24 protein-coding genes are annotated in these 22,316 nt (G+C 66.1%); 8 read left to right on the forward strand and 16 right to left on the reverse strand.

Annotated features, from left to right (window positions below; all coding sequences use genetic code 11):
• Positions 1-3: 3 nt before the first annotated feature.
• Entirely contained in the window at positions 4-549 is a 546-nt protein-coding gene (locus tag GO488_RS12650) for a CDP-2,3-bis-(O-geranylgeranyl)-sn-glycerol synthase (protein ID WP_162318643.1), read from the reverse strand.
• Between the two features lie 35 nt (positions 550-584).
• On the reverse strand, positions 585-1,841 hold the full coding sequence (locus tag GO488_RS19950) for an RNA-guided endonuclease InsQ/TnpB family protein (protein ID WP_162318190.1): 1,257 nt from the start codon (positions 1,839-1,841) through the stop codon (positions 585-587).
• A 170-nt stretch (positions 1,842-2,011) separates the two neighbouring features.
• Between GO488_RS19950 and GO488_RS12660 the strand changes: the two genes are divergently transcribed.
• Positions 2,012-2,848, forward strand: a complete 837-nt coding sequence (locus GO488_RS12660) for a proline dehydrogenase family protein (RefSeq protein ID WP_162318191.1) — start codon at positions 2,012-2,014, stop codon at positions 2,846-2,848.
• Positions 2,849-2,907: 59 nt separating this feature from the next.
• Positions 2,908-3,561, forward strand: a complete 654-nt coding sequence (locus GO488_RS12665; RefSeq protein ID WP_162318192.1) for a DUF502 domain-containing protein — start codon at positions 2,908-2,910, stop codon at positions 3,559-3,561.
• Between the two features lie 12 nt (positions 3,562-3,573).
• Here GO488_RS12665 and GO488_RS12670 read toward each other — a convergent pair whose 3' ends face one another.
• The 5 genes from GO488_RS12670 to twy1 all read right to left on the reverse strand — a co-directional run bounded on the left by GO488_RS12670 (position 3,574) and on the right by twy1 (position 8,395).
• Positions 3,574-4,506, reverse strand: a complete 933-nt coding sequence (locus tag GO488_RS12670) for a branched-chain amino acid transaminase (protein WP_174242498.1) — start codon at positions 4,504-4,506, stop codon at positions 3,574-3,576.
• Positions 4,507-4,711: 205 nt separating this feature from the next.
• Positions 4,712-5,833 carry a hypothetical protein gene (locus GO488_RS12675; RefSeq protein WP_162318193.1) on the reverse strand — a complete coding sequence of 374 codons (1,122 nt, stop codon included), beginning with the start codon at positions 5,831-5,833 and terminating at the stop codon, positions 4,712-4,714.
• Positions 5,834-5,957: 124 nt separating this feature from the next.
• Positions 5,958-6,629: a 3,4-dihydroxy-2-butanone-4-phosphate synthase gene (ribB, locus tag GO488_RS12680; RefSeq protein ID WP_162318194.1), complete on the reverse strand. Its 672-nt coding sequence runs from the start codon at positions 6,627-6,629 to the stop codon at positions 5,958-5,960.
• Positions 6,616-7,314 carry a DUF120 domain-containing protein gene (locus tag GO488_RS12685; protein ID WP_162318195.1) on the reverse strand — a complete coding sequence of 233 codons (699 nt, stop codon included), beginning with the start codon at positions 7,312-7,314 and terminating at the stop codon, positions 6,616-6,618. Before GO488_RS12685 ends, ribB begins: the two co-directional genes overlap by 14 nt.
• A 106-nt stretch (positions 7,315-7,420) precedes the next feature.
• Entirely contained in the window at positions 7,421-8,395 is a 975-nt protein-coding gene (gene twy1 / locus GO488_RS12690) for a 4-demethylwyosine synthase TYW1 (RefSeq protein ID WP_162318196.1), read from the reverse strand.
• Positions 8,396-8,972: 577 nt separating this feature from the next.
• On the opposite strand from twy1, the gene GO488_RS12695 reads away from it, so the two are divergent.
• On the forward strand, positions 8,973-9,707 hold the full coding sequence (locus GO488_RS12695; RefSeq protein ID WP_162318197.1) for a hypothetical protein: 735 nt from the start codon (positions 8,973-8,975) through the stop codon (positions 9,705-9,707).
• A 36-nt stretch (positions 9,708-9,743) separates the two neighbouring features.
• Here GO488_RS12695 and GO488_RS12700 read toward each other — a convergent pair whose 3' ends face one another.
• From GO488_RS12700 to GO488_RS12720, 5 genes are all read right to left on the reverse strand, one after another.
• The gene (locus tag GO488_RS12700) at positions 9,744-9,986 is read right to left on the reverse strand and encodes a hypothetical protein (RefSeq protein ID WP_162318198.1); all 243 of its coding nucleotides are present in this window, start codon (positions 9,984-9,986) and stop codon (positions 9,744-9,746) included.
• 673 nt (positions 9,987-10,659) lie between these two features.
• A complete protein-coding gene (locus GO488_RS12705) occupies positions 10,660-10,857 on the reverse strand; it encodes a DUF7501 family protein (RefSeq protein WP_162318199.1) in 198 nt (65 codons plus the stop codon).
• A 48-nt stretch (positions 10,858-10,905) separates the two neighbouring features.
• Positions 10,906-11,130 carry a hypothetical protein gene (locus GO488_RS12710; RefSeq protein ID WP_162318200.1) on the reverse strand — a complete coding sequence of 75 codons (225 nt, stop codon included), beginning with the start codon at positions 11,128-11,130 and terminating at the stop codon, positions 10,906-10,908.
• A gap of 470 nt (positions 11,131-11,600) precedes the next feature.
• Positions 11,601-11,783, reverse strand: a complete 183-nt coding sequence (locus GO488_RS12715) for a hypothetical protein (RefSeq protein ID WP_162318201.1) — start codon at positions 11,781-11,783, stop codon at positions 11,601-11,603.
• Between the two features lie 128 nt (positions 11,784-11,911).
• Positions 11,912-13,420 (reverse strand): SLC13 family permease, encoded by a 1,509-nt coding sequence (locus tag GO488_RS12720; protein ID WP_162318202.1) that lies wholly within the window; start codon positions 13,418-13,420, stop codon positions 11,912-11,914.
• A 164-nt stretch (positions 13,421-13,584) separates the two neighbouring features.
• Between GO488_RS12720 and GO488_RS12725 the strand changes: the two genes are divergently transcribed.
• The 4 genes from GO488_RS12725 (at position 13,585) to GO488_RS12740 (ending at position 16,396) form a co-directional block, all read left to right on the forward strand.
• Positions 13,585-14,334 carry an SDR family oxidoreductase gene (locus GO488_RS12725; RefSeq protein WP_162318203.1) on the forward strand — a complete coding sequence of 250 codons (750 nt, stop codon included), beginning with the start codon at positions 13,585-13,587 and terminating at the stop codon, positions 14,332-14,334.
• A gap of 46 nt (positions 14,335-14,380) precedes the next feature.
• Positions 14,381-14,992, forward strand: a complete 612-nt coding sequence (locus GO488_RS12730) for a plastocyanin/azurin family copper-binding protein (RefSeq protein ID WP_162318204.1) — start codon at positions 14,381-14,383, stop codon at positions 14,990-14,992.
• A 76-nt stretch (positions 14,993-15,068) separates the two neighbouring features.
• Entirely contained in the window at positions 15,069-15,488 is a 420-nt protein-coding gene (locus tag GO488_RS12735; RefSeq protein WP_162318205.1) for a universal stress protein, read from the forward strand.
• 146 nt (positions 15,489-15,634) lie between these two features.
• Entirely contained in the window at positions 15,635-16,396 is a 762-nt protein-coding gene (locus GO488_RS12740) for a proteasome assembly chaperone family protein (RefSeq protein WP_162318206.1), read from the forward strand.
• 160 nt (positions 16,397-16,556) lie between these two features.
• On the opposite strand, the gene GO488_RS12745 is transcribed toward GO488_RS12740, so the two are convergent.
• The 4 genes from GO488_RS12745 to GO488_RS12760 form a co-directional block, all read right to left on the reverse strand.
• Positions 16,557-17,534 carry a Gfo/Idh/MocA family protein gene (locus GO488_RS12745; RefSeq protein WP_162318207.1) on the reverse strand — a complete coding sequence of 326 codons (978 nt, stop codon included), beginning with the start codon at positions 17,532-17,534 and terminating at the stop codon, positions 16,557-16,559.
• Positions 17,535-17,861: 327 nt separating this feature from the next.
• Positions 17,862-18,626 (reverse strand): IclR family transcriptional regulator, encoded by a 765-nt coding sequence (locus GO488_RS12750; protein ID WP_162318208.1) that lies wholly within the window; start codon positions 18,624-18,626, stop codon positions 17,862-17,864.
• Between the two features lie 162 nt (positions 18,627-18,788).
• Positions 18,789-19,859, reverse strand: coding sequence for a D-xylose 1-dehydrogenase Gfo6 (gfo6, locus tag GO488_RS12755; protein WP_162318209.1), 1,071 nt, complete (start codon positions 19,857-19,859; stop codon positions 18,789-18,791).
• 88 nt (positions 19,860-19,947) lie between these two features.
• Positions 19,948-20,991, reverse strand: coding sequence for a zinc-dependent alcohol dehydrogenase (locus GO488_RS12760; protein WP_162318210.1), 1,044 nt, complete (start codon positions 20,989-20,991; stop codon positions 19,948-19,950).
• A 504-nt stretch (positions 20,992-21,495) separates the two neighbouring features.
• Here GO488_RS12760 and GO488_RS12765 point away from each other — a divergent pair.
• Positions 21,496-22,269 carry an SDR family NAD(P)-dependent oxidoreductase gene (locus GO488_RS12765; protein ID WP_162318211.1) on the forward strand — a complete coding sequence of 258 codons (774 nt, stop codon included), beginning with the start codon at positions 21,496-21,498 and terminating at the stop codon, positions 22,267-22,269.
• The last annotated feature ends 47 nt before the right edge of the window (positions 22,270-22,316 follow it).

Consider the following 22,316-nt stretch of genomic DNA (forward strand, 5'->3'; position numbering starts at 1 on the left):
GGCTCACCAGGGCTCGTTCTTCAGCCCGAGCGCGTAGGCGATGCCGTTCGTCAGCACGTGTAACAGCGGCGTGAGCAGGAGGATCGCCACCAACACGGGGACGGTGAACGTCGCGCCGAACCACGACGGCGCGAGGACGAGCGCACAGGCGAGCGCGCCGACCACGAAGTCCAACTGGTCGAGCCCCGGGAAAGCGGCCCCGCGCTCGCGACCGCTCCGGCGCTTGAGAAACGACGCTCCGACGTCCCCGAGCATCGCCCCGAACGCCAGTCCGAGGCCCGCGCGCAGCGGAAACGTCGGGAGCGGGTGGCCGACGAAGTCGCTCGCCGCGGGCGCGAGCACCGAGAGCAGTATCGCCAGCGTCAGTCCCGCGAGCGTGCCCGCGAGCGTCCCGCGCCACGTCTTGCCGTCGCCGAGCAGTCGGCTGTCGCCCATCGTCCGTCCGCCGTCGATCGGCCGGCCCCCGCCGGCGAGCACCGCCGCGTTGTTGGGCACGTACGCGGGCAGCATCACCCACACCGCCGTCACAACCACACCGAAGACGTCCATGTCCGCGCCGTCTCGGCCCGGCGTCTTAACCCGTGTCATCTACCGACGACTGAAGTCGTGGGCTTGTCCGTGGACTCCCGGTCTGACGACGAACCGTCGTAGGCGGTGTAATCGCCGTTCCCGTTCACCATCCCAGACTTGAGGGCGAGATGACCGTCGCCCAACCCATCGGGACGTTTGCCCGGTGGTAAAGTTAGCAACTTGAGACCGATGTTCTTCGACGCGTTGTAGTCGCCGTCGACCGAGTAGCCACACTCGTTGCACTCGAACCAGCCAGTCTTGCTATCACGGTTCGTGCTGGACTGATGCTCGCACTTCGAGCAGGTCTGACTCGTAAACGCAGGCGGAATCTCCTCCACGCGGATACCGTACCCGCTGGCTTTGTACGCGAGCATTTCTTGAAGTTCGCGGAACGCCCAGTTGTGCATCTGACGCTTTATTTGGTCGTTCCCGTTGTCCATTCGCTCGCGGATGTGGGTCAAGCGTTCGACGGCGATGTACGAACAATCGTGGGCGTCGGCTTCCTCCACGATGCGCCGAGAGATAGTGTGCAGGCGATTCAGCACGAAGCGGTTTTCTCGCCCCGACAGTCGCCGGAGTACCTGCTTGGCGGAGCGAGTGCCTTTGTGCTGAAGGCTTCGACGCACGCGGAAGTAGTGGTTCTGGCCCCACAGCAGTTCGCCACCATCGTAGAACGACCCCGTACTCGTCACGGCGACGTTCTTCAGGTTCAAGTCCACGCCCAGTACCGTGTCACCGTCGCGTTCTTCGACCTCTTTTTTGATGACGATGTGGAGGTAGAACGCATCCTCGTCCTCGCGGTAGTGGAGCGTTCCCATTCGTTTTTCGTAGTCGTCGTCATCGAGGTAGGACTTCTGGTAGTCTCCGAGAACGTAGTCAACGCCAACCCTGCCGTTGATGGTGGAAAGGGTGGCAGACCTGTCCTTGATGGTCAGCGTCCGTTTGTCGTAGACGGCTGACGGCTCGTTGAATCGTGGGAGTGGTCGGCTGTTACCCTTCTTCCAGTCTGCAACTGTAGATTTCATCGCTTCGATGGCTTTCGAGTAGGCGCGAACGCAGAGGTTCGCGGGCAGGTCTGTCTCGTCTCGTAGGTCGTGGTACACTTCGTCGTGTATGGTGGACTTGTTGAGGATGAGATAGCCGTCGTCGTTTCTACCGTGTTGGACGGTGTAGTTGCAGGCGTGGTTGAACTGCCCGATAGTCTGATGGAGGTCGCTCTGTCGGTCTTCGGGAACCGAGAGTTTGACCAGAACGGTTCGTTTGACCTCCATCTGTAACCTCACGTACGAAGTAGTGTTTTATAAATTCTACAACGGGCGTGGGGGAGTCGAATTGCTATCGCTCGTGGTTGGTTTCGAGCTTTGTGACTCGTACCGAGCGCGTGTCACGACGATAGCGCGACGCGGCAACCTTCTTGCCGTCCGGGTGGCAACTATCGGGCATGTTGCCGCCACTGGCACGTCGGTTCGTCGCCGGGGAGTCGGCCGCCGCGGCCCTCGAACACGCCCGCCGGACGAACGAGCGGAACGTCGGCGTCATCTGCAACCGGTTGGGCGAACACTACCGCGAGCGCGCTCCCGCGGCGGCCGACACCGCCGCCTACGAGCGGCTCGTCGCCGACATCGGCGCGAGCGACCTCCGGGCCTGTATCTCCGTGAAGCCCTCCCAGCTCGGGCTGCTCGTCGACGAGACGTTCTTCCGCGAGAACCTCGCGCGCGTCGTCGAGAGCGCCGCGGAACACGGCGTCTTCGTCTGGATGGACATGGAGGACCACACGACGACCGACGCCGCCATCGACGCCTTCGAGACGCAGGCCGAGGCACACGAGGGCGGCGTCGGCCTCTGTCTCCAGTCGAACCTCCGGCGGACGGCCGACGACCTCGAGCGGCTCGCGGACGTGCCGGGAAAGCTCCGGCTGGTCAAGGGCGCGTACGACCCGCCCGCGGACGTGGCCTACCAGCGCAAAGCCGAGGTGAACGAGGCCTACCGGCGGGACCTGGAGTTCCTGTTCCGCGAGCGCACCGGCGGGATCGCCGTCGGCAGCCACGACCCCGAGATGCTGACGCTGGCGGCGGACCTCCACAGCGAGTACGAGACGCCCTACGAGGTGCAGATGCTGATGGGCGTGCGGACCGACGCCCAGTACGAGCTCGCCGACGTCTGTGACGTCTGGCAGTACGCCCCCTTCGGCAGCGAGTGGCCCGCGTACTTCTGGCGGCGCGTCCTCGAGCGAAAGGAGAACGCGCTGTTCGCGCTTCGCGCGCTCGCCGGCGGCTAGTTCCGCGCTCGGGACCGGAAAGGAAAGGGCTCATATCCCGTGCCGGCCACTATCTCCCTATGGCCTCGTCCTCGTCGTGGAAGCGTGACTTCGCGAGCGGCCTCATCGTTCTGTTGCCCATCATCGTCACTCTCACCGTCATCATCTACCTCTACGGCATCCTGGCTTCCGCGGCGTTTTTCATCCCCGCCATCGACTCCGGGCTCCTGATCGCGCTCGGCGTGCCCGCCGACGCCGCCACCGCCCGAGCGGTGGAGTTCGCCCGGGTCTTCGTCGCGCTCGTCCTGTTCGTCCTGCTCGTCTTCTCCGTGGGCTACCTGATGCGGACCGCCTTCGGCGACATCGTCGAGCGGGCCTTAGACGACGCGATGAACCACGTTCCGGGGCTTCGGGTGGTGTACAACGCCTCGAAGATGGCGGTCGAGACGGCGGTTTCGGGCACCGACGAACTCCAGAAACCCGTGAAGCTCGAAGTGTGGGACGGCCTGCGGATGACCGCGTTCAAGACCGGGAAGACGACCGACGACGGCCGCGACGTCCTGTTCCTGCCGACGGCTCCGAACATCACCACCGGGTTCGTCATCGAGGTCTCTCCCGAGGACTACGAGGAGACCGACGAACGCGTCGAGGACGCGCTGACGCGCATCCTCAGCGCCGGCTTCGGCGACACGCACGACGGCGATAGCCCGATCCCGATGACCAGCGAAGACTAGCTGCGGGCCGGCTCAGACGTAGCGGAACCACTCTTCTCGCTCGCCCGACTCGACGAGGTCGAAGAAGGCCGTCTGGAGCTCGTCGGTGACCGGTCCCTTGGTCCCCGCGCCGATCTGGTTGTCGTCGACGCTGCGGATGGGCGTCACCTCCGCCGCGGTGCCGGTGAAGAACAGCTCGTCGGCGGTGTACAGTTCGCCCCGCGAGATTGTCGCCTCGTCGTGGACCTCGTAGCCCAGTTCCTCGGCGAGTTCGATGGCGGTGCGCCGGGTGATGCCGTCGAGGATGGACTCGGCCAGCCCGGTCGTGTAGATCTCGCCGTCGCGGACGAGGAAGACGTTCTCGCCCGGCCCCTCGGCGACGTTGCCCTCCTGGTTGAGGACGATGGCCTCGACGTAGCCGTTGCCTCTGGCCTCGAGCGACGCGAGAACGCTGTTGACGTAGGGACCGGTCGTCTTCGCGTTGGTCGGGATCTGGTCGGAGGAGTACTTCCGCCAAGAGGAGATGGCCACGTCGACGCCCTCTTCGAGCGCCTCTTCGCCGAGATACGCGCCCCACGGCCACGCGGCGAGGCCGACCTGCACGGGCGACTTGCCCGGGTTCAGCCCGAGCGGTCCGTACCCGTAGAAGGCGATCGGGCGGATGTAGCAAGACTGCAGGCCCTCCCGCTGGATGAGTTCCACCGTGGCCTCGGTGAGCTCGTCCTTCTCGAAGGGGATCTCCATGTCGTACACCTCCGCGGAGTCGTAGAACCGATCGAGGTGTTCCTCCCAGCGGAAGATCGCCGGGCCTTCCTCGGTCTCGTAACAGCGGACGCCCTCGAAGACGCCGGTGCCGTAGTGCAGCGCGTGGGTCAGCAGGTGGACGTTCGCCTCCTCGAAGTCGACGAACTCGCCGTCCATCCAGACCTCCTCGACGCCCTCGAACATCTCGGGGCGGTCGCTCATGCCTCGCCCTCCGAGGTCCGACAGTCACGTTCGATACCGACCGTTCGCTCGTCGTGAGTCATATACTCCCAATTGAATTCCTCCGTTAAGAGTGTTGACGGTGTCTGTTCACTGTTGGCAGTCGCGTGACTCGACGAAAGAAAGGACGCCCGTCGGCGGCCTGCACGGCCGCCGGGGGGTCGGTACGCGTCCGCGAGATCGCTCCTCAGTTGTCCGCGGTCGCGGTCTCGTTCTCGGCCGTGGCCGTCTCCTCGTCTAAGACGATGACGTCCGACGGCGTTCCCGCTTCGGTCGCGGTCTCGGTCCCGTCCATCGGCGTCCCCGTCTCGGTCTCGCCCATCGGCGTCCCCGTTTCGGTCTCGCCCTCGTCGGTCGCGTTCCCGTCCGCGGCGACGCCCTCACAACCGCCGGTCGAGAGCGTCATCGGCTCCGAGAGGTCGAGGGCGGTCCGGGTCGGCTCCGCGTCCTCGTCGGAGGCGTTGGCCGAGAGGACCTCCCAGTTCTCGACGGTGCCGTTGTAGTACTGACCGGCCAGCACGGCCTCGTCGTTGAAGGCCGGGCTGACGCTGATCGAGAAGTTCTCGCCGAGGCCGCTGTAGACGCCGCCGTCCGTGGCCGCGTCGCCCCACGTCCAGTCGACGCGGGCGGTCTCGTTGTCGACGGTCCAGACGTCGTAGCTGGTAGGCCCGTCGTACTCGTCGTCGCGGACCGTCCACGTCCCGTTGGCCGGGAGCTGGGTGATGTCCAAGGACGCCGACCCGCCGGTCGAGTTAGCGTTGCCCTCGTTGCCGTGGACGAACACCAGGCTCAGCGTGTCGTCGGCCGTGTCCTCGGTGCCGTTCGTGTCCGAGTACAGGAAGACGATGCTCGTGTTGGCCCGCTGGAGGTCCCGCGTCCCCTCCGAGCCGTACGCGTCGCCCGTCGTGTTGATGTAGGGGTTGTCCGCGAACTCCTCTGGGAGTCGGTAGTCGTAGAACTCGACGGCGGACTCGTTCCCGGAGATCGGCGTCACCACGGTACACTGGTCGCCCTGGACGGCGGCGTACTGCCCGTCGGTGCTCGCCGCCTCATCGTCGTCGGACGGCGTCGCCTCTCCGTCGTCCGCCGGCGTCTCCGTCTCCGTCTCCTCGTCGGACGGCGTCGCCGTCGGTTCCGACTCGTCGTCGGGCGGCGTCTCCATCGGTCCGTCGGTCGGTGTCTCTGTCGGCGTCTCGTCGGCCTGTGCCGCGACCAGACCGGTCAGCGGTACCAACAGGACGGAGACCACCACGAGTAAGGTGAGTAGTCGTCGTCCCGAAAGCCGGTTCGAACTTGGAATCGATGCCATGCGTCCAACCACCCACGACAAGCGGGCATTGTTATTCCCGCCGTAGCGATTCGTAAGCCGGGCTGAGGCAGACGGAGATGACGGCAAGCCCGGCTTAGCGACGCGCGATTCCCGGTCGCGGAGCTCAGTCGAGCGCGGCCAGCAGCGCCGCTCCCTCGACGTAGACCAGGCCTTCGCGCTCGGCGTAGGCGCGGGCGGCGGCCGGCGGCAGCGCCTCGCCCGTCTCGTCGTCGAGCATCTCACAGACCACGGCGGCGGGGGGCTGGTCGGCGGCGGCGGCCAGCGCGATTCCGAGTTCGGTGTGGCCTTCTCGGTCGTCCAAGAGGTTCGGCGCGGCCCGCAGGAGGTGGACGTGACCCGGCGAACGGAACGCCTCGGCGAAGGCCGCGGCGTCGGGGTCGGCGGCGGTCGCGGCGAGTTCGCGGATGGTCAGCGCGCGGTCCTCGTCGGTGATGCCGGTGAAGGTGTCGCGGTGGTTCACCGTCAGCGAGAACGAGGAGCGCTCGTCGTAGCCCAGTTCGTGGTCCGCGGCGGTCGGGTGGTCGACGACCTCCCGCATGAACGGGAGGTCCAGGGCGTCGGCGACGGCGTCGGAGAGGGCGACGCAGACGAGACCGCCCGCGTCATTGCGCATGTGGGCGACGGCCGCCGAATCGACCGCACCTGCCGGGTAGATCACGTCCGTCTCCCCTTCGCGGTCGGCGGCGTCGTGGACCAGCACGGGGTCGCCGCGGGCGAACGCGGCGACGGCGTCGGCGGCGCTGTCCGTGTCCACGGGCGATTCACTCCGAGACATGGACGATCACCTCGTCGCCGTCTTCCAGTTCCAGCACGTCCCGGAGCTTCTCGGGGGCGATGACCTCAAGTTGCTCCTCGCCGTGGTGGGTCCGCTCGGGCGCGATGACGTGGGCGGGCTCGTACTCGCCGTCGCCGCTCTCGATGGAAACCGGGTAGCAGTACGCCGGGCCGTAGGTTCGCTCGTCGTCCTCCCAGCCCTCGATAGTCACGGGTTCGAGCGCGCCGAGCCGCGCGCGCTTGCGGACGCTCTCCTCGGTGAGTTCGAGGTTCAGCGTCCCGGCGAACGGTTCGTAGTCCAGCCGCTCGATGAACTGCTCCATGTATCCGGGAAGCGTGATGTAGTGCCGTCCCTCGCCCATTCCCGAGGTGACGATGCCGTTCAGGTGGACGCTCGCGTCCGACTCGAAGATGCGCCGGTAGTCGGCGTACTCCGACTGGAGGCGGCGCTCGCCCGCGGCGGTGATGCGGACCTCCTGGCCGTCGCCGCCGATGTCGCGGTCCAGGAAGTCGGCGTCTTCGAGCCGTTGGAGACGGCGCGAGGCCGTCTGATTCGAGGCGTCGAGGCGCGCCGCGAGGTCCGCACAGGACACCTTCGTCGGCTCGTCCATCGCGCCGTCGAGCGCGAGCAGTTTCAGCGTCGCCAGCTCGTCGCGCCCGACGACCCGTCCCGATGATTCAGCCATGCGCGACGCTACGGAGTCGCGCCCGATAAGCGTACCGAACGTGATATGAGTTCCAGATGTGGAACGTCGAGGAACGGGAGCTCAGTTGTCGGTTCGAAGCCGGCTCTCAGTACTCCACCAACGCGTCCCGCTCCCAGAACTCGCTTCCCTTCTTCAACTTCGGCACCCACGTCTGCTCGTCCTCGGCGAGGACGGCCACGCGGGACTCCTCGACCTCCTTGAGCACGTCGTGGGGGAGGTACTCGCCGACGGCTTCCGTGAACGCCCGGACCTCGCTATGGTCGGGCATCGAATCGCGATCGAGGCGTCCGCGGGAGTGGCCGACGTGCATGTACGCCTTCATCTCGACGAAGTCGGCGTTCGCCCGGTCGCACATCGCCGCGTACCACTCGGGGTGGTGCATGTTGTGGCCGTTCACGAGCGTCGTCCGAATCACCGTGCGCGTCTCGTCCTTCTCCGCGAGGACGTCGAACGTGTCGATCAGCGATTCCCACGCGCCGTCCTCGACGGCCTTCACCGTCGAGTCGAACGTCTTGCGGTCGGGGGCGTCGACGGAGACGTACAGCTGTGTCGGGTCGCACTCGGCGAGCAGCTCGGGGTTCGTGCCGTTCGAGACGAGGAAGGTCGTGATGTCCCGCGCGTGGAACTCCTCGATGAGTTCCGGCAGATACGGGTACAGCGTCGGCTCGCCGTCCAGCGAGATGGCGACGTGGCGCGGCTCCATCGCCTGGTCGAAGACGTCGTCGGGCACCTCGTCGTTGCCGCCGAACCCCGAGAGCAGGTCCTTCTGCAGCTCCACGGAGGCGTCGGCGACGGCCGCCGGGTCGTCCCACTCGACGTCGCCCAGTTCGTAGGCGTGGCCCGCGTGGTCGCGCCAGCAGAAGACGCAGCGCTCGTTGCACTTCACGACGGGCGTCATCTGAATGCAGCGGTGGGACTCGATCCCGTAGAAGATGTATTTGTAGCACTTTCCCTCACCCCGCATCGCGTTCTTCGTCCAGCCACAGGCCTGTGCGGCCGTGTGGTTCTGGCTGTGGTAGTCGGGGTCGTCGACCTGTTTGGCCCCGTCGGACTCGCTCATTGTGAGGACAGATGGACGCCGAGACTGAAACATCCTTTCGTCCGTCACACCGAGTCCATCGATCGGGAACCGCTCACGCCGAGAAACACCGTAGAGATTAGTAGCAATTCATGCATATAATGCCCCGTGATGCATTCGTATACTCCGATATATTTCTCTATATCCTGTATGAATATGCTTTATCTCCAAAATGTCCAATTTCTAATTCATATTTCGGTTTTCTATATGTGCCCTTCGTTCGATAGCCATACTTTTTCCTCGTATGACTGTCTATTCGTTTTCAGCGGGTTATCAAGCCGTTTCTGCCCGCCGAATGGTCCCGTCTCTGAAGCGGTCATTCGTAGGTCTCTGCGGAATGCGGTAGACTCCCCTCCTTGGATTGCCGAACCGGTTCGCCCGGAACAGTCGGAGCGGGCGACTATTCGGTGGGACACAAGCCGCATTTCTCTCGTCGTACGTATATTCCACCCATATTGAGTCGGATTTTCCCGAAACCAGTATTTGAGTACACGTCACATATTGGACGATAGACAACGCTTAAACGTCCGTAGAAACTACGTGCTGTCGTACGAAACCGATGTCAAACAGCCAATCGGAAGTGTCGACTGAACTCGCCGCCCGCGACGACCCCCGCCTGAACGAGGAGTTCGTCCGAACGCAGCCGGCGACGTCCGACAGGCATCCCGCGATGCTCGTCGGCGTCGTCCACGATCACCCCGCCAGCAGTTACCGCGTCCGAGAGGTAGCGACGGCGTTCGACCCGGACGTCCTCGGGCTCGAACTCCCGGCGGTGGCGGTACCGTATTTCGCGGGGCGAGGGGCGGAGAGCGCGGACGGAGGAGACGACGCGGCGGCGACGGACGAGATGACCGCCGCCGTCGCCGCGTCGCCGGACGCGGAGGCGGTCGGCATCGACACGCTCGGTTGGCGGTTCGGCTATCGCTTCGCCCGCAACGCGGTCGACGAACGCGCGTCGCCGAGGACGGTCGGACGGGCGGTCGGCGAGATCGGTCACATCGCCCGCCACGCCCTCGACTGCCGGCTGGGGGCCGAGGGAGCCCACCGCGACGCCCTCGCTCACGACGTCACAGCGGCCGACTCGCCGACCGCCCAGGCCGACGACGAGCGGACCCGTGTCGCGCGGAGCCGGGCGCTGCTCGGCGCGTTCGAGCGACCGCACGCCGATCTGTTGCTCGACGGGACGCGCGAACAGACCATGGCGGCGAACGTCGACGCCCGCCGGCGAGACGGGTCGGTCCTCGCCGTCGTCGGGATAGACCACCTCGATAGCGTCGCCGACGGACTGACCTGAGACGCGAAAAAAGGTACCGGACGAGCGGCCGGCGACTCAGAAGTTCGATTTCAGGTGGATACCGTCGTCGTCTATCTTGTCGACGTTCGCCTTCTCGAGGCTGTACGTCTCCTCGCTCTCGTCGGTCCAGCCCAGTTTCCGGCGGATGCTCCCGGAGAGTCCCGAGTCCGGTTTCACGTGTGCGGTTCCGCCGCTGGCTCGTTCGATGGTGCCGACCATGTCGCCGTCGGCTGTCATCACGTGCTTTCCCTCGTCTTCGGAGCGGAAGTTTCGGACCATGGCTGTGTGTCACGCTGACGTCGAGCCCCTCCAGAATCGGGCGCTCGTAGCGTCCCGTGACGGAAGAGACGACGGCGCGAGCGGATATTGATATACGCGGACTAGCCGAGAGGGCGTCTGAGGTAAGCCCGCTCGCCGATTCGCCCGCGATCGCGACCCCGCGGAAAGCGCCGCTTGTCGGTATCGTCGGGCAGCGACCGAAATCGCCCGAACACGGACCGGCCGCGTCTCGGAGCCGGATACGGACCGCTTGTTCGTTCACACCGAGCTCGGCAGCGACGATAAGTCGGCGTTGCCCGTCTCGAGTAGCGACGGCGGACGAGCGAGTCGCTGCCAACCGTAGTTATCTGGTCTGTCATGTACAGCCGGACAGCAACGAGATGGGGATCGGCGACTGAAGATATCGCTCCAACCGGCGACGGAACGTACCAGTCGGGACGCTGTCAGGCGGCGAAACGCAGGCATACCGCCAGTACCGGCCCGCGGCGCGTCCGGTCGGCGACGCACCCGACCGAGGCGCGGACCGCTACTCACCGCCGCGCTCTGTCCGACTCGGCGGAGACGACCTCCCTCGCCTCACCGGAGACGCGCCGCGCTTCCGCGCGGGACGCCGGTGAGTGACGGCGATGTCTCGGACCGCTGCCGCGTCCATGCTGGTCCCCGTTCGAGTCGTTCAGCCGCCCCACTCGCCGCCGACGTCGTCGGTTATCCGTTCGCGCCACGACTCGAATCGCTCCGCGCAGGGCGGGCTGTCGTCCATGTGGTCGACGAATCCGGCACCGCCGTCGGCCAGCGCCGTGCCGCAGAACGGGCAGAAGTCCGGGCGCTCCCAGTCCGGCGAGTCTCGCTGTGGATGGTCGTGTGAGGTCACGCATGTAGTGTTGACACCGCCGGGCAAATACTCTTTCGCGCCCGCCGCTCACCCCCCGGCGTCGCTGCCGAGGGCGTCGAGCAGTTCGACGTTCGCTCGGACGCGCACCGTCTCCGACGGCATGGGGACCCGGCCGCCCGCGAGTGGGAGATACACCTGCGGCTGGTCGGCCGTGTGCGGGTCGACCGGCGCGCCCGTCGCGTGGCACGTTCGGAACTGCGCGACGGCGTCCTCCGCGACGGCCTCCGAGGTCCGACCCCGCTCGCCGAGCACGTCGAACCCGGTCGTCGCGCCCTTCTAAACGGCATGGAGAAGGATCGAGGAGCCGGCACAGCGGGCCGGGACGTACTCGGCGGCTCGTATCGCGACCGAAGTCACGTCGGCTTCGAGACATTCGCGTGGTTCGCCTGCCGGTCGGCCACCTCCGCGGGGACACGGCGGCCACATCGACCGGCGCGGGCACGCTCGAAAGTAGCCTCCGCTTTGCTCGGATAAGAGGCCGGTACCGACGATGTTATAACAAAAGTACCTATGTTACTGGGCCGGTAACGGCGACGCAGTGACGAGCGCGGTCGTAGCCCGTCGACGCCGCCGAACGAGGCGGAGATGCCGTCGAGACGGCTTCGCACACCGGTAGTCAGTCGCTTCCGACGCTGGATCGTCGGCCGACGCGGACCGAACGCCACGGCTCTCACTCGTAGGTGAGTCGCTGGAGGCTGTAACGGTACGTCCGCGGGTCCGCTTCACGACGAGCGTGTAGCCGTTACCGGTCCGTTCGAGGCTGCGAAGTGCTGACCCAAGTTCCCCGGATTCAGCGACCCCGTCCCGCCGTCCAGTCCGAAATACAGCGTCGCCGTCTGGCAGCACACGTCGTCGCGCTGTCCGGCCGCCACCGCGAGGAGGCTCCCGTCTCGCCAGACGTCCACCGTTCCGGTGAGTTCCCACGGCCGGTCGCAGTATCGGAGTTCTTTGCCACTGAGATCGGCCTAGGGCATCTCGTCCATACGTCTCCTTTCTCGTGACACCTATCACTTTTCGGCCCGCTCGCCGCCGTTCACAGCCCCCAGACGACCGGCAGCCAGAGGTACGTCGCCGCCGTCAGCAGGAGGATGCCGAGCAGGTTCAGCCAGAACCCGACGCGGGCCATCTGCGGGATCGAGAGGTAGCCGCTCCCGAAGACGATGGCGTTCGGCGGCGTCGCCACGGGGAGCATGAACGCGAAAGAGGCGGCGACGGAGACGGCCACCGCGAGCACCAGCGGCGAGACGGCGAGCGACGCGCCGAGGCTCGCCATCACCGGGATGAACAGCGACGCCGTCGCGCTGTTCGACGTGACCTCGGTGAGGAAGACGACCAGCGTCGTCACCGCGAGGAGGACCCACAGCAGTTCGACGCCGCGCAGCCCGGTGAGGTTCCCGGCGATCCATCGGTCGAGACCGCTCGATTGGAATCCGGTTGCCAGCGAGAACCCGCCGCCGAACAGGAGCAGGACGCCCCACGGAATTCGCTCGGCGTCGTCCCACGAGAGCAGGAACTCGCCCCGGCGCAGGTCGACCGGCACCAGGAAGACGAGCAGGCCGCCGACGAGCGCGACGGTCGTATCGGAGACGCCGGGGACGAGCGGTTCGAGGACGAACGGGCGCAGGACCCACCCGACGACGACGACGGCGAAGACCGCGACGACGCGGCGTTCGCCGGTGCGCATCGGCCCGAGCGCCGCCAGTCGCTCCCGGACGATAACCTCACTGCCCGGCACCGTCGCCGTCTCGGGTCGGAGGAGGGCTATCAGCACCAGCCACGTCACGAGGAGGAAGACGACGGCGATCGGGACGCCGAAGGCCATCCACTGGACGAACCCGATGCGGACGCCGAGCGCCGACGGCGCGAGACCCGCGAGGATGGCGTTCGGCGGCGTCCCGATTATCGTGGCGATACCGCCGATGGACGCGGCGTACGCGATTCCCAACAGGAGCGCGGTCCCGAAGTTCGACCGCGGGGCCGCCCCCGCGTCGAGCGTCGCTGCCGAGTCGGCGACGGCGACCGGGTCCGCCTCGTCCGGCCCCTCGAAGGCCCGCAACTGGCCGACGACGGCCGTCCCGATGGGGACCATCATCATCGCCGTCGCCGTGTTCGAGACCCACATCGAGAGGAAGGCGGTGACGGCCATGAACCCGAGTATCAGCCGGCGCGCGTCGTCGCCGGTCCGGAGCAACACCGACAGCGCGATGCGCTGATGCAGCCCCCAGCGCTCGATCGCCAGCGCCACGAGGAACCCGCCGAGGAAGAGGAAGACGACGGGGTTAGCGTAGGGCGCCGCCGCCTCGGTGACGCTCGCCACGCCGAGCGTCGGAAAGAGGAGCACCGGCAGCAGGCTCGTCACCGGGATGGGGACCGCCTCGGTCATCCACCACGCGGCTATCCAGAGCGTGCTCGCCAGCACGGCGTTGGCCCCCGGCGAGAGGCCGGTCGGGGAGACGACGTACCGCACGAGGACGAACGCGACCGGACCGAGGACCAGCCCGACTCGTTGGAGGGTCGTGTACCGCGTGTCGCGTTCGTTCATGTTCCACCTGTTGGCCGGTGGGATACTAAAACGCTGCAGGTCGGTTCCGAGCCGCGACCGTCGCCGTCGATCCGCGGGTCGTTCGGAACGTCCCGGCTCGCGACTCGATAGGTAGTCACACGGTATTATATAGCTAGCCCGAGCAGTTTCGAGCGGGATTTACAATGGTCGACAGACTCGCGGACCGAACGGCGCTGATCACAGGTGCGGCATCGGGTATCGGGCGGGCGATAGCGATTCGATTCGCCGAGGAGGGCGCGAACGTCGTCGTCGCGGACATACGCGAGGAGCCGCGGGAGGGCGGACGGCCGACGCACGAGGTCGTCGCGGACGCCGAGTTCGTCGAGACCGACGTCTCCGACGTCGAGGCGATGCGCGACGCCGTCGAGGAGACGGTGTCGGCGTTCGGCGGCCTCGACGTGCTGGTGAACAACGCCGGGATATTTCCCGGCAGCTGTCCGATAGAGGCGGTCGAGGAGGCGGAGTACGACCGCGTGATGGACGTCAACCTCAAGAGCGCCTACTTCGGGAGCAAGTTCGCGGCGGGCGAGATGCGCGAGCGGGGCGAGGGCGGTGCCATCGTCAACATCTCCTCCATCGCGGGACTGGTCGGCTACGACGACGCCGCGTCCTACTGCGCCTCGAAGGGCGCGGTCGCGAACCTCAGCAGGGAACTGGCGCTCGAACTCGGCCCGGACGACATCCGGGTCAACGCGATCAACCCCGGCGTCGTCGAGACGGCGATGACCACGCAGGACACGTCGGCCGCCGGGACGATGGCGGAACAGATCCCGCTGCACCGGGACGGGCAACCCGAGGACATCGCCGGTGCCGCGCTGTTCCTCGCGAGCGACGACGCGGCGTACGTCACCGGCCACAACCTCGTCGTCGACGGCGGCTACACCGCGAAGTGACCCGTCCAACGCGAACTGCTTTGTGGGTCGGAGCCGAAATCGAGCCATGGGCGACCAGAGTCCACAGCCCGAGGTGTCGCGGAGAGAGTTCTTTCGGCTCGCGGCGGGCGGCGCGGCCGCCGCGGCGACGGCGGGCCGAGCCGCCGCACAGGAAGGCGACGGGGAGGGCGGCGAGACGGTCACCGTCGAGATGACCGACGACCTCGTGTTCGACCCGAGCGAACTGACGATCGCGCCCGGGACGACCGTCGTCTGGGAGAACGTCGGGGGGATCGGTCACTCGGTGACGGCCTACGAGGACGAGATCCCGGCGGAGGCCGAGTACTTCACCTCGGGCGGGCTGGAGAGCGAACAGGCCGCTCGGCAGGCGTACCCCAGCGAGGGTGACGTCGCGGGCGGCGAGACCTACGAGCACACTTTCGACGTCGAGGGCGAGTACGGCTACTTCTGTATTCCCCACGAAGGTGCGGGAATGGTCGCCTCGCTGACGGTGACGACGGAACCGCAGGGAGGCGGGGACGGCGGCGTCCAGGAAGGGCTCCCGAGCGTGCCGGAAGGCGCGGTCACCGTCGGGGTGGGGGCGGCCGCCACCATCTTCGCCGTCTTCGTCCTCGCGTACGTCTTCACCAAGTACGGCGGGGACTACGGCGAGGAGTGAGTCACCGAACGAGAACGGTAAAGTGACAGGTATCCAATGCGAGCGTATTTGCACTCCGGCGGCGAACCGTCTGTCGATGGGTCACTACGATACCATTCTCGTCCCGACGGACGGCAGTACGCACGCCGAGGAGGCCGTCGAAGTCGCCTTCCGACTCGCCGAGACTGACGACGCCGACGTCCACACGCTGTTCGTCGTCGACACGCGACTCTACGGCGAACCCGCGCTCAGCAGCGTCGAGCTGTTCCTGAACGACCTCGAAGAACAGGGCCACGACGTCCTCTCGGAGTTGGTCGGCCGGGGGACCGAACGGGGAATCGACGTCGAACGGGAGATCCGTCACGGCGACCCGGAGGTGACCATCGTCGAGTACGCCGACGAGATCGACGCCGATCTCCTCGTCATGGGCTATCAGGGGCATTCCCACCAGAAATCCAGAGGGGCCGTGCTCGAAGGCGTACTGGACGCTACCGACCGGCACGTCCTCGTCATCTAGCGCGGTCTCCCGGGCGTCCCGCGCCGGCGGTAACGCGGTCTTTCTCGCTGGGATCGGTCGGCGACCGAAACCGAGTGACGAGTACCGACAGGCTACGGTGGAATTACCGGCTATAACTACGAGTCCGTCGGGAGACGAGGTGGTGTATGCCAGCGAAACGCTCCTTCGACATCGATACGCCCGGTGGGACGGGGTCCGACACGACGCTCGTCGTCGGACAGGCGCACCTCGGAATGGCCGGGGTAACCGCGGTCGACTACCTCGTTCGGCACCTCGACGCGACGCAGATCGGCCACCTCTCGCCGACGGAGTTGCCCGGAATCGCTCCGTTCGAAGAGGGGAAACCCCGCCACCACAGTCGGTTCTACACGCTCGATTCGACCGATCTGACGGTCCTCGTCGAGGAACTGTTCATCCCGGTGACGAGCGCTCGACCCTACACCGACGCCCTCATCGAGTGGATAGACGAGCAGGTCATCGAGGAAGTCGTCGTCCTGCACGGCGTGCCGTTCCCCCACGGTCCCGAAGAACACGAGGTGTTTCACGTCTCGACGCCGGGCTTTCACGACGATCGGCTCGCGAATCGTTCGATTCCGCCGCTGAAAGGCGGCTTCCTCGACGGCGTCGTGGGGGAACTGGTAACACACAGCCTCGACGAAGCGGGCTCGGAGATCGGCGTGTTCGTCACCCCGACGCATCCGCCGGGACCGGATATCGACGCCGCGCTCAAACTACTCGACGCGCTGACGACGGTGTACGGGTTCGAAGTCGACGAGACCGAACTCCGCGAGCTGGGCGAACAGTTCAAGCAGTACTACGAACAGTTAGCCAATAGGATGGCCTCGATGGCGGAGGAATCGGACTCTCTCGGCAGCCACGATTACCCGGAAGACCGAATGTATATGTGAATTTCGGTTTTTCGTCGCAGAAGTGGCAAGTTTGGTTGTTTTTCTTTCGTCTGTGGAACTATATTTCGTCTCCTTATTTCTATATTGTCAGCTCAGAGCCCGGACATCAGTGTATGATAGTGTATTTATCCTTTTGTCGCCAAAAACTGCCGGCCAACCTTCAGTTCAGCGTGATCGGCTGCCCGTCGTCACTGCTCTCGTACAGGGCGTCGATGATACGCATGATGTCGACGCTCTCGTCGCGGTCGACTCGGGGTTCCTCGCCGGACTCGACGCTGTCGGCGAAGTGTTCGACTTCGAGGCGGTAGTGGTCCGTCGCGTCGAAGGACTCCGTCGTCTCTTCGCCGTCCACGGAGTAGGTCAGTTGCGTCGAGTTTTCGACGCCGATGTCGAAGGTCGGTTCCGCGCGGAGCCACCCGTCGGTGGTCTCGACGCGGTAGTACTGCGTCAGCGGCGTCTCGAACCCGGACTGGAGCCGCGCCGTCGCGCCGTCCTCGTATTCGAGGACGCCCGTCATCTCCGTCTCGACGCCGCAGTCGCGCTCGTCGTTCGTCACGCCGTAGGCCCGCTCGGGTGTGCCGAGGAACAGCCGCGCCGCGCTGACGGCGTAACAGCCCACGTCCATGACGCTCCCGCCGGCGAGGTCCGGGTCGATCCGGATGTCCTCTGCGCCGTCGGGCAGCCGGAAGGTGAACGTCGACGTGACGTTTCGGACCTCTCCCAGTTCCGACTCGACGAGTTCGGCAGCGCGCTCTGTCAGCGGATGGAAGCGGTACATGAACCCCTCCATCAGCGTGACGTCTCGCTCGGCGCAGTAGTCGAACACCGCCGCCGTCTCCCCGGCGCTCGCGGTGAGCGTCTTCTCACAGAGGACGTGTAATCCCGCATCGGCGGCCTTTCGAATCCACTCGGCGTGGAGACCGTTCGGGAGCGGGATGTAGACGGCGTCGAGCGTCTCGTCGTCGAGCAACGCCTCGTAACTGCCGTAGGTCTCGGGAATGTCGTGCCGGTCGGCGACGCTTTCGGCCCGGCTCGCGTCCCGCGAGGCGATCGCGCCGACCTCGTGTTCGCTCGCGACGATTCCCGGGATGACTGACTCGACACCGATGTCCGCGGTGCTGAGAACTCCGAATCGCATACGGATGTGAGCGAGTGGTAACAGAATAAAACTATGGATTGTCGCGTCTCGACGCGATTTTCGCGGACGACGCCGTCACGAAACGGTCGACGGAAACCGACTCGTCGACGAATTCCCGTTCAGCAATGATGAACACGTAGCTAATCCCCGTACGTCTGTTATTCTATCACCGTCGCTGGCACCGGTCCCGTCTGAGCGGTATCCCGCGTGAGACCCTCTCGGGACGGTGAATCCGTTATCGTCAGACCCGGATAGATCGTCGATATCTGGAAAAGGTCGTTCAGATATAGTGAACACAAGGCCGGCCGCGGAGTTACGAGTACGTGATTACGAGTACGTGAAGTTGAGCTCGATGACGTTCGCGACTTCGAGCACCTTCTGCGGGAGCTCCTCGCGGAATCGGTCGCCGCGGAAGCGGTTGGTCGGCCCGGCGACGCTGATCGCGCCGATGATGCGGTCGCTGTTGTCGAGCACCGGCGCGGCGACACAGCGGAGGCCGTTGAGCCGCTCCTCGTCGTCGAAGGCGACGCCCCGTTCGCGGATGGCGTCGAGGGTCTCTTCGAGTTCCGCGCGGCTCTCGATGGACTGCTCGGTGCTCCCGCCCAGCCCGTGTCGGTCGACGATCTCGTCGACGCGCTCCTCGGGGAGATACGCGAGGATCGCCTTCCCGAGCGCCGTCGTGTGCAGGGAGACGCGCGTGCCGACGTGGGCTTTCACCCGGACCGCCTGCTCGCCGTAGGCTCGATAGAGGTACGACCCGCGGCCGTGTTCCTCGACGAGGATGTTCGCCAGCTCCCCGGTCTCGTCGGCGAGGCGGTCCACCTCGGGTTTCGCGATCTGGAACAGCTTCCGCTCGTGGCGCGAGTACGCGCCGAGCTCTAAGAAGCGGAGTCCGACCCGATAGACGTTGTCGTCCTTGACGATGTACTCCTCCTGTTCAAGCGTGCTGAGGTAGTTGTGGACGGTGCTCTTCGGGAGGTCGAGGTGGCGCGCGAGGTCGGTCACGCGGGCGCCGCCCAGCTCTTTCAGCGCGTTGAGTATCTCGAACGTCGTGCCGACGGACTTGACGGGGTTTTGGGCTGTACTCGGCATATCCCGTATCACGATTCAAGCACACAAAACAGTTGTTCATTTTGTCGAGAGAGACATTCAGCGGAATATACCCTTCGGGCAGTCGGTTGGACGGCCGGACACGAAGAGACGGCGGCGAAACGGCGACGAGGCGGCGGCGAGATAGTGACGGAACAGCGGACCCTACAGTTCGACCACGTCGCCGCTCTCTGCGGCCTCGTGGACGGCGCGGATGATTCGCATGTCCTGGAGGCCGTGGCGACCGTCGGCGACGATCTCCCCGTCCGTGAGCACCCGGTCGGCGAAGTAGTCGAACTCCTCGCGCATCTCGCGCTGGGAGTCGAACGCGTCGTGCGAGACCGTGGCCGACAGCTCGCCGCGGGCGAGGTGCATCGTACACTCGCCGTGGAACGCCGGGCGCAGGTCGATCTGCCCCTCGGTCCCCGTCAGCTTCAGTTGCGTGTCCTCGTGGGCGTTCTGACTCGTCGTGGTGACCATCTTCACGTCGTCTTCGAGGACGAGGACCGACCCCGAGCGCTCGTCGGGCACGTCGGCGAAGGCCTCGTGATGGGAGCTCATCTGTGACTGGACGGCCACGGGGTCCCGGTCTAAGATGAACCGCGCGGTGTTGAGCGAGTAGATGCCCAGGTCCATCACCGAGGTACCGTACCCCGAGATGTCCGGGTCGAGTCGCCACTGGTCGTGGTCCGGAATCATCTCCAGGAGCGGTTGGGTGTTGTTGCCGTACACCGACACCGGGTCGCCGATGAAGCCGTCCGCGATCAGCTCCTTCGTCCGTCGCACGGCGGGGTCGGTGTGCATCCGGTAGGCGATCATCAGCGGCGCGTCCCCGCTCTCGGCGACGTCGACCATCTGCTCGGCCCGTTCGACGGTGGACTCCATGGGCTTCTCACAGAGCACCGCCTTACCGAGGTCGACCGCGGTCTCGACGTATTCGAGGTGGTAGGCGTTCGGCGTGCCGATGTACACCGCGTCGTAGGCGTCGCTCGCCTCGCCAGCGTGGAACTCGTCGTAGCTGATGCCGCGGTCGACGTCGCTCTCTTCGGCCAGTCGCTGTGCCTTTTCCGTCGAACTGCTGACGAGCGTCGTCACCTCGCCCAGCTTGGAGTTCTCGATGGCCGGCAGGGCGAGGTCCATCGTCCACCAGCCCAGTCCGAGCAGCGCGTATCGGACGGTGCCCTCGGTGGTCGTCTGCCAGTCGCGTTCGTCGTAGGCGTCGAGCCAGTCTTTCATCGCTACTGGCTACCGGAGACGGGGAGTAAAACCTTCGGACACGTATCAGGCAGCGGAGGAGTAGCTGAGGCCGACCGAGAGCGGGGTCTCAGTCGTGGAGTTCCGAGACGTCGAAGACCGGTTTGCACGTCTCGCCCGCGACGAACGCCTCGAAGGCCTCGTCGGCTTCGAGCAGCGAGAAGCGATCGTCGAGGAACGTCTCGGCGTCGACGTCGCCCCGGTCGATGAGCCTGAGCGAGCGGTCGAAGTCGTCGTACATCGAGGCGTAGGAACACTGGAGGTCGATCTCCGAGCGGACCAGCGGGGAGTACGGCATCGTCGTCTCGCCCGTCTGCCCGATAAGCACGATCTGGCCGCCCTTGCGGACCTCGTCGACGGCCGAGGGAAGTCCAGACGGGTGACCGGTCGTGTCGAACACCACGTCGTAACCCACGCCGTCGGTGAGAGCCTCGCGGCGCGCCGCCATGTCGTCCTCGGCGACGTTAACCGTCTCGAAGCCGAGTTCCTCCGCGAGCGGGAGGCGGTACTCGGCGTCCTGGCCGACGCCGGAGACGAGCACTCTGCCGCCCTGTGCGTCGGCGATCTGCGCCGTGAGGAGACCGATCGGCCCCGGCCCCTCCACGAGGACGCGGTCGCCCGCCGAGACCCGCGAGTTCTCGATGACCGCGCGGGCGGCGATGCTCGTCGGTTCGACCATCGCGGCGTGCTGCTGTTCGACGCTGTCGGGGACCGGATGCAGCGCCCGCTCGGGGACGGCGACGAACTGTTCGTAGGCCCCGTCGTGGTCGACGCCCGTGATGACCGCGTTCTGACAGACGTTCGACTCCCCGATCTCGCACTGGTAGCAGTCGCCACAGCCCCGGATCGGCCGCTCGACGACCCGGTCGCCCACGTCGAACTTCGTGACGGCGTCGCCGACCTCGACGACGCGCCCGGAGTACTCGTGGCCGATGACCGTCGGGAGATTCATCCGCTCGAAGGCCGATTCGAACTCGTAGATACCCGCGTCGCTCCCGCAGAGACCGGCGTAGTCGACCTCGACGAGCGCCTCGTCGGCGGCCGGTTCCGGCCGGTCGCGGTCGACGAACTCCATAGCGCCGTGACTACGGTTAACTTTGGCTAGTCCACGCATACGGTTTGGAAAATCGCTCGGGCGTAATAGTTCTATGGTTCCCGGCCTAGCAGTGGTCAGTGAGGGGGAGTTCGACGAGGGGAGTATCTCGAACAGCCAGAAAGCCCCCGGACGCTCGATTGCCGGGACTCGCTGTGCGCGCTCACTTCGTTCGCGTGCTTACGTCGTCCGGGCTAATCGAGCGTCCGGCCCCTTTCAGTCCCACCCCGTAGCTGGTCGGCCAGCCGATACGGGCGGGACTGAAAGGGGCCGCTCGTTCCGGGAAGACGGGCGACGTAAGGACCGCAGGCCGGAGGCCGAGGACCGCAGCGAGCCCCTCGACTGGAACGAGCGGGGGCTTTCTGGCTGTTCTGGGTCCTCACGGTTCCGTCGGCGGTACACGAATCAGTGGCTGCTAGCGGGGCTTTCTAACCGTCCGTCGTCGAGCTCTCACTCTCCGTTCGAACTGAACCAACCGTTGCTAGGTCCACAAGGGTCAAATAGGCGCGTGCCGAGGTGTGGCGTATGGTTTCCTACGAGCACACGCCAGTCACAGTCGCGGGCAAGCGGGCCGTCGTCGTCGGCGGGACCAGCGGCATCGGACAGGCCATCGCCCTCGGCTTCGCGGCGGAGGGCGCGGACGTCATCGCCACCAGCCGCAGCGAGGACGCCGTCGAGGAGACGGCCGCGGAGATCGAGGAGCACGGCGTCGACACCGCGCGGGTCACCTGCGACGTGACAGACGCCGAGACGCTCGACGAAGTGCGCGAGACCGCCGAGGACGCCTTCGGCGGCGTCGACGTCGTCGTCGCCTCGCAGGGGGCGATCTCCCGGGAGACGGTGCGGGACATCGGCGACGACGACTGGGACTTCGTCACGGACGTGGCCCTCGACGGCGTCCGCCGGGTCACGCAGGCGATGGCTCCGGCGATGGACGGGGGCGGCTCCATCGTCAACATCTCCTCGCTCGCCGCGCGCCTCGCCATGGCGAACCTCCCGGCGTACTCGGCCGCGAAGGGCGGCGTCGAGGCGTTCACGCGCGCGTCGGCGAAGGAACTCGCGCCCGAGATCCGCGTCAACGCCATCGCACCCGGGTTCGTCATCACGCCCCAGAACGCCGAGACGTACGCCGAGGGCACCGAGAAGCGGGAAAAGATCGATGACAGGACACCGCTCGGTCGGGTCGCGGACCGCGAGGAGATGGTCGGCGCGGCCGTCTACCTCGCTAGCGACGCGTCGTCGTTCGTCACCGGCGAAGTCCTCACCGTCGACGGCGGATTCGCCGACAGCGCCTTCTGAGCGCCGGGAACCGGGAGAAACTACGCCGATCGAGAGGAGCCGAGACC

It is taken from the genome of Haloarcula limicola (assembly GCF_010119205.1).
In the GTDB taxonomy this organism is placed as follows: Archaea; Halobacteriota; Halobacteria; order Halobacteriales; family Haloarculaceae; genus Haloarcula; species Haloarcula limicola.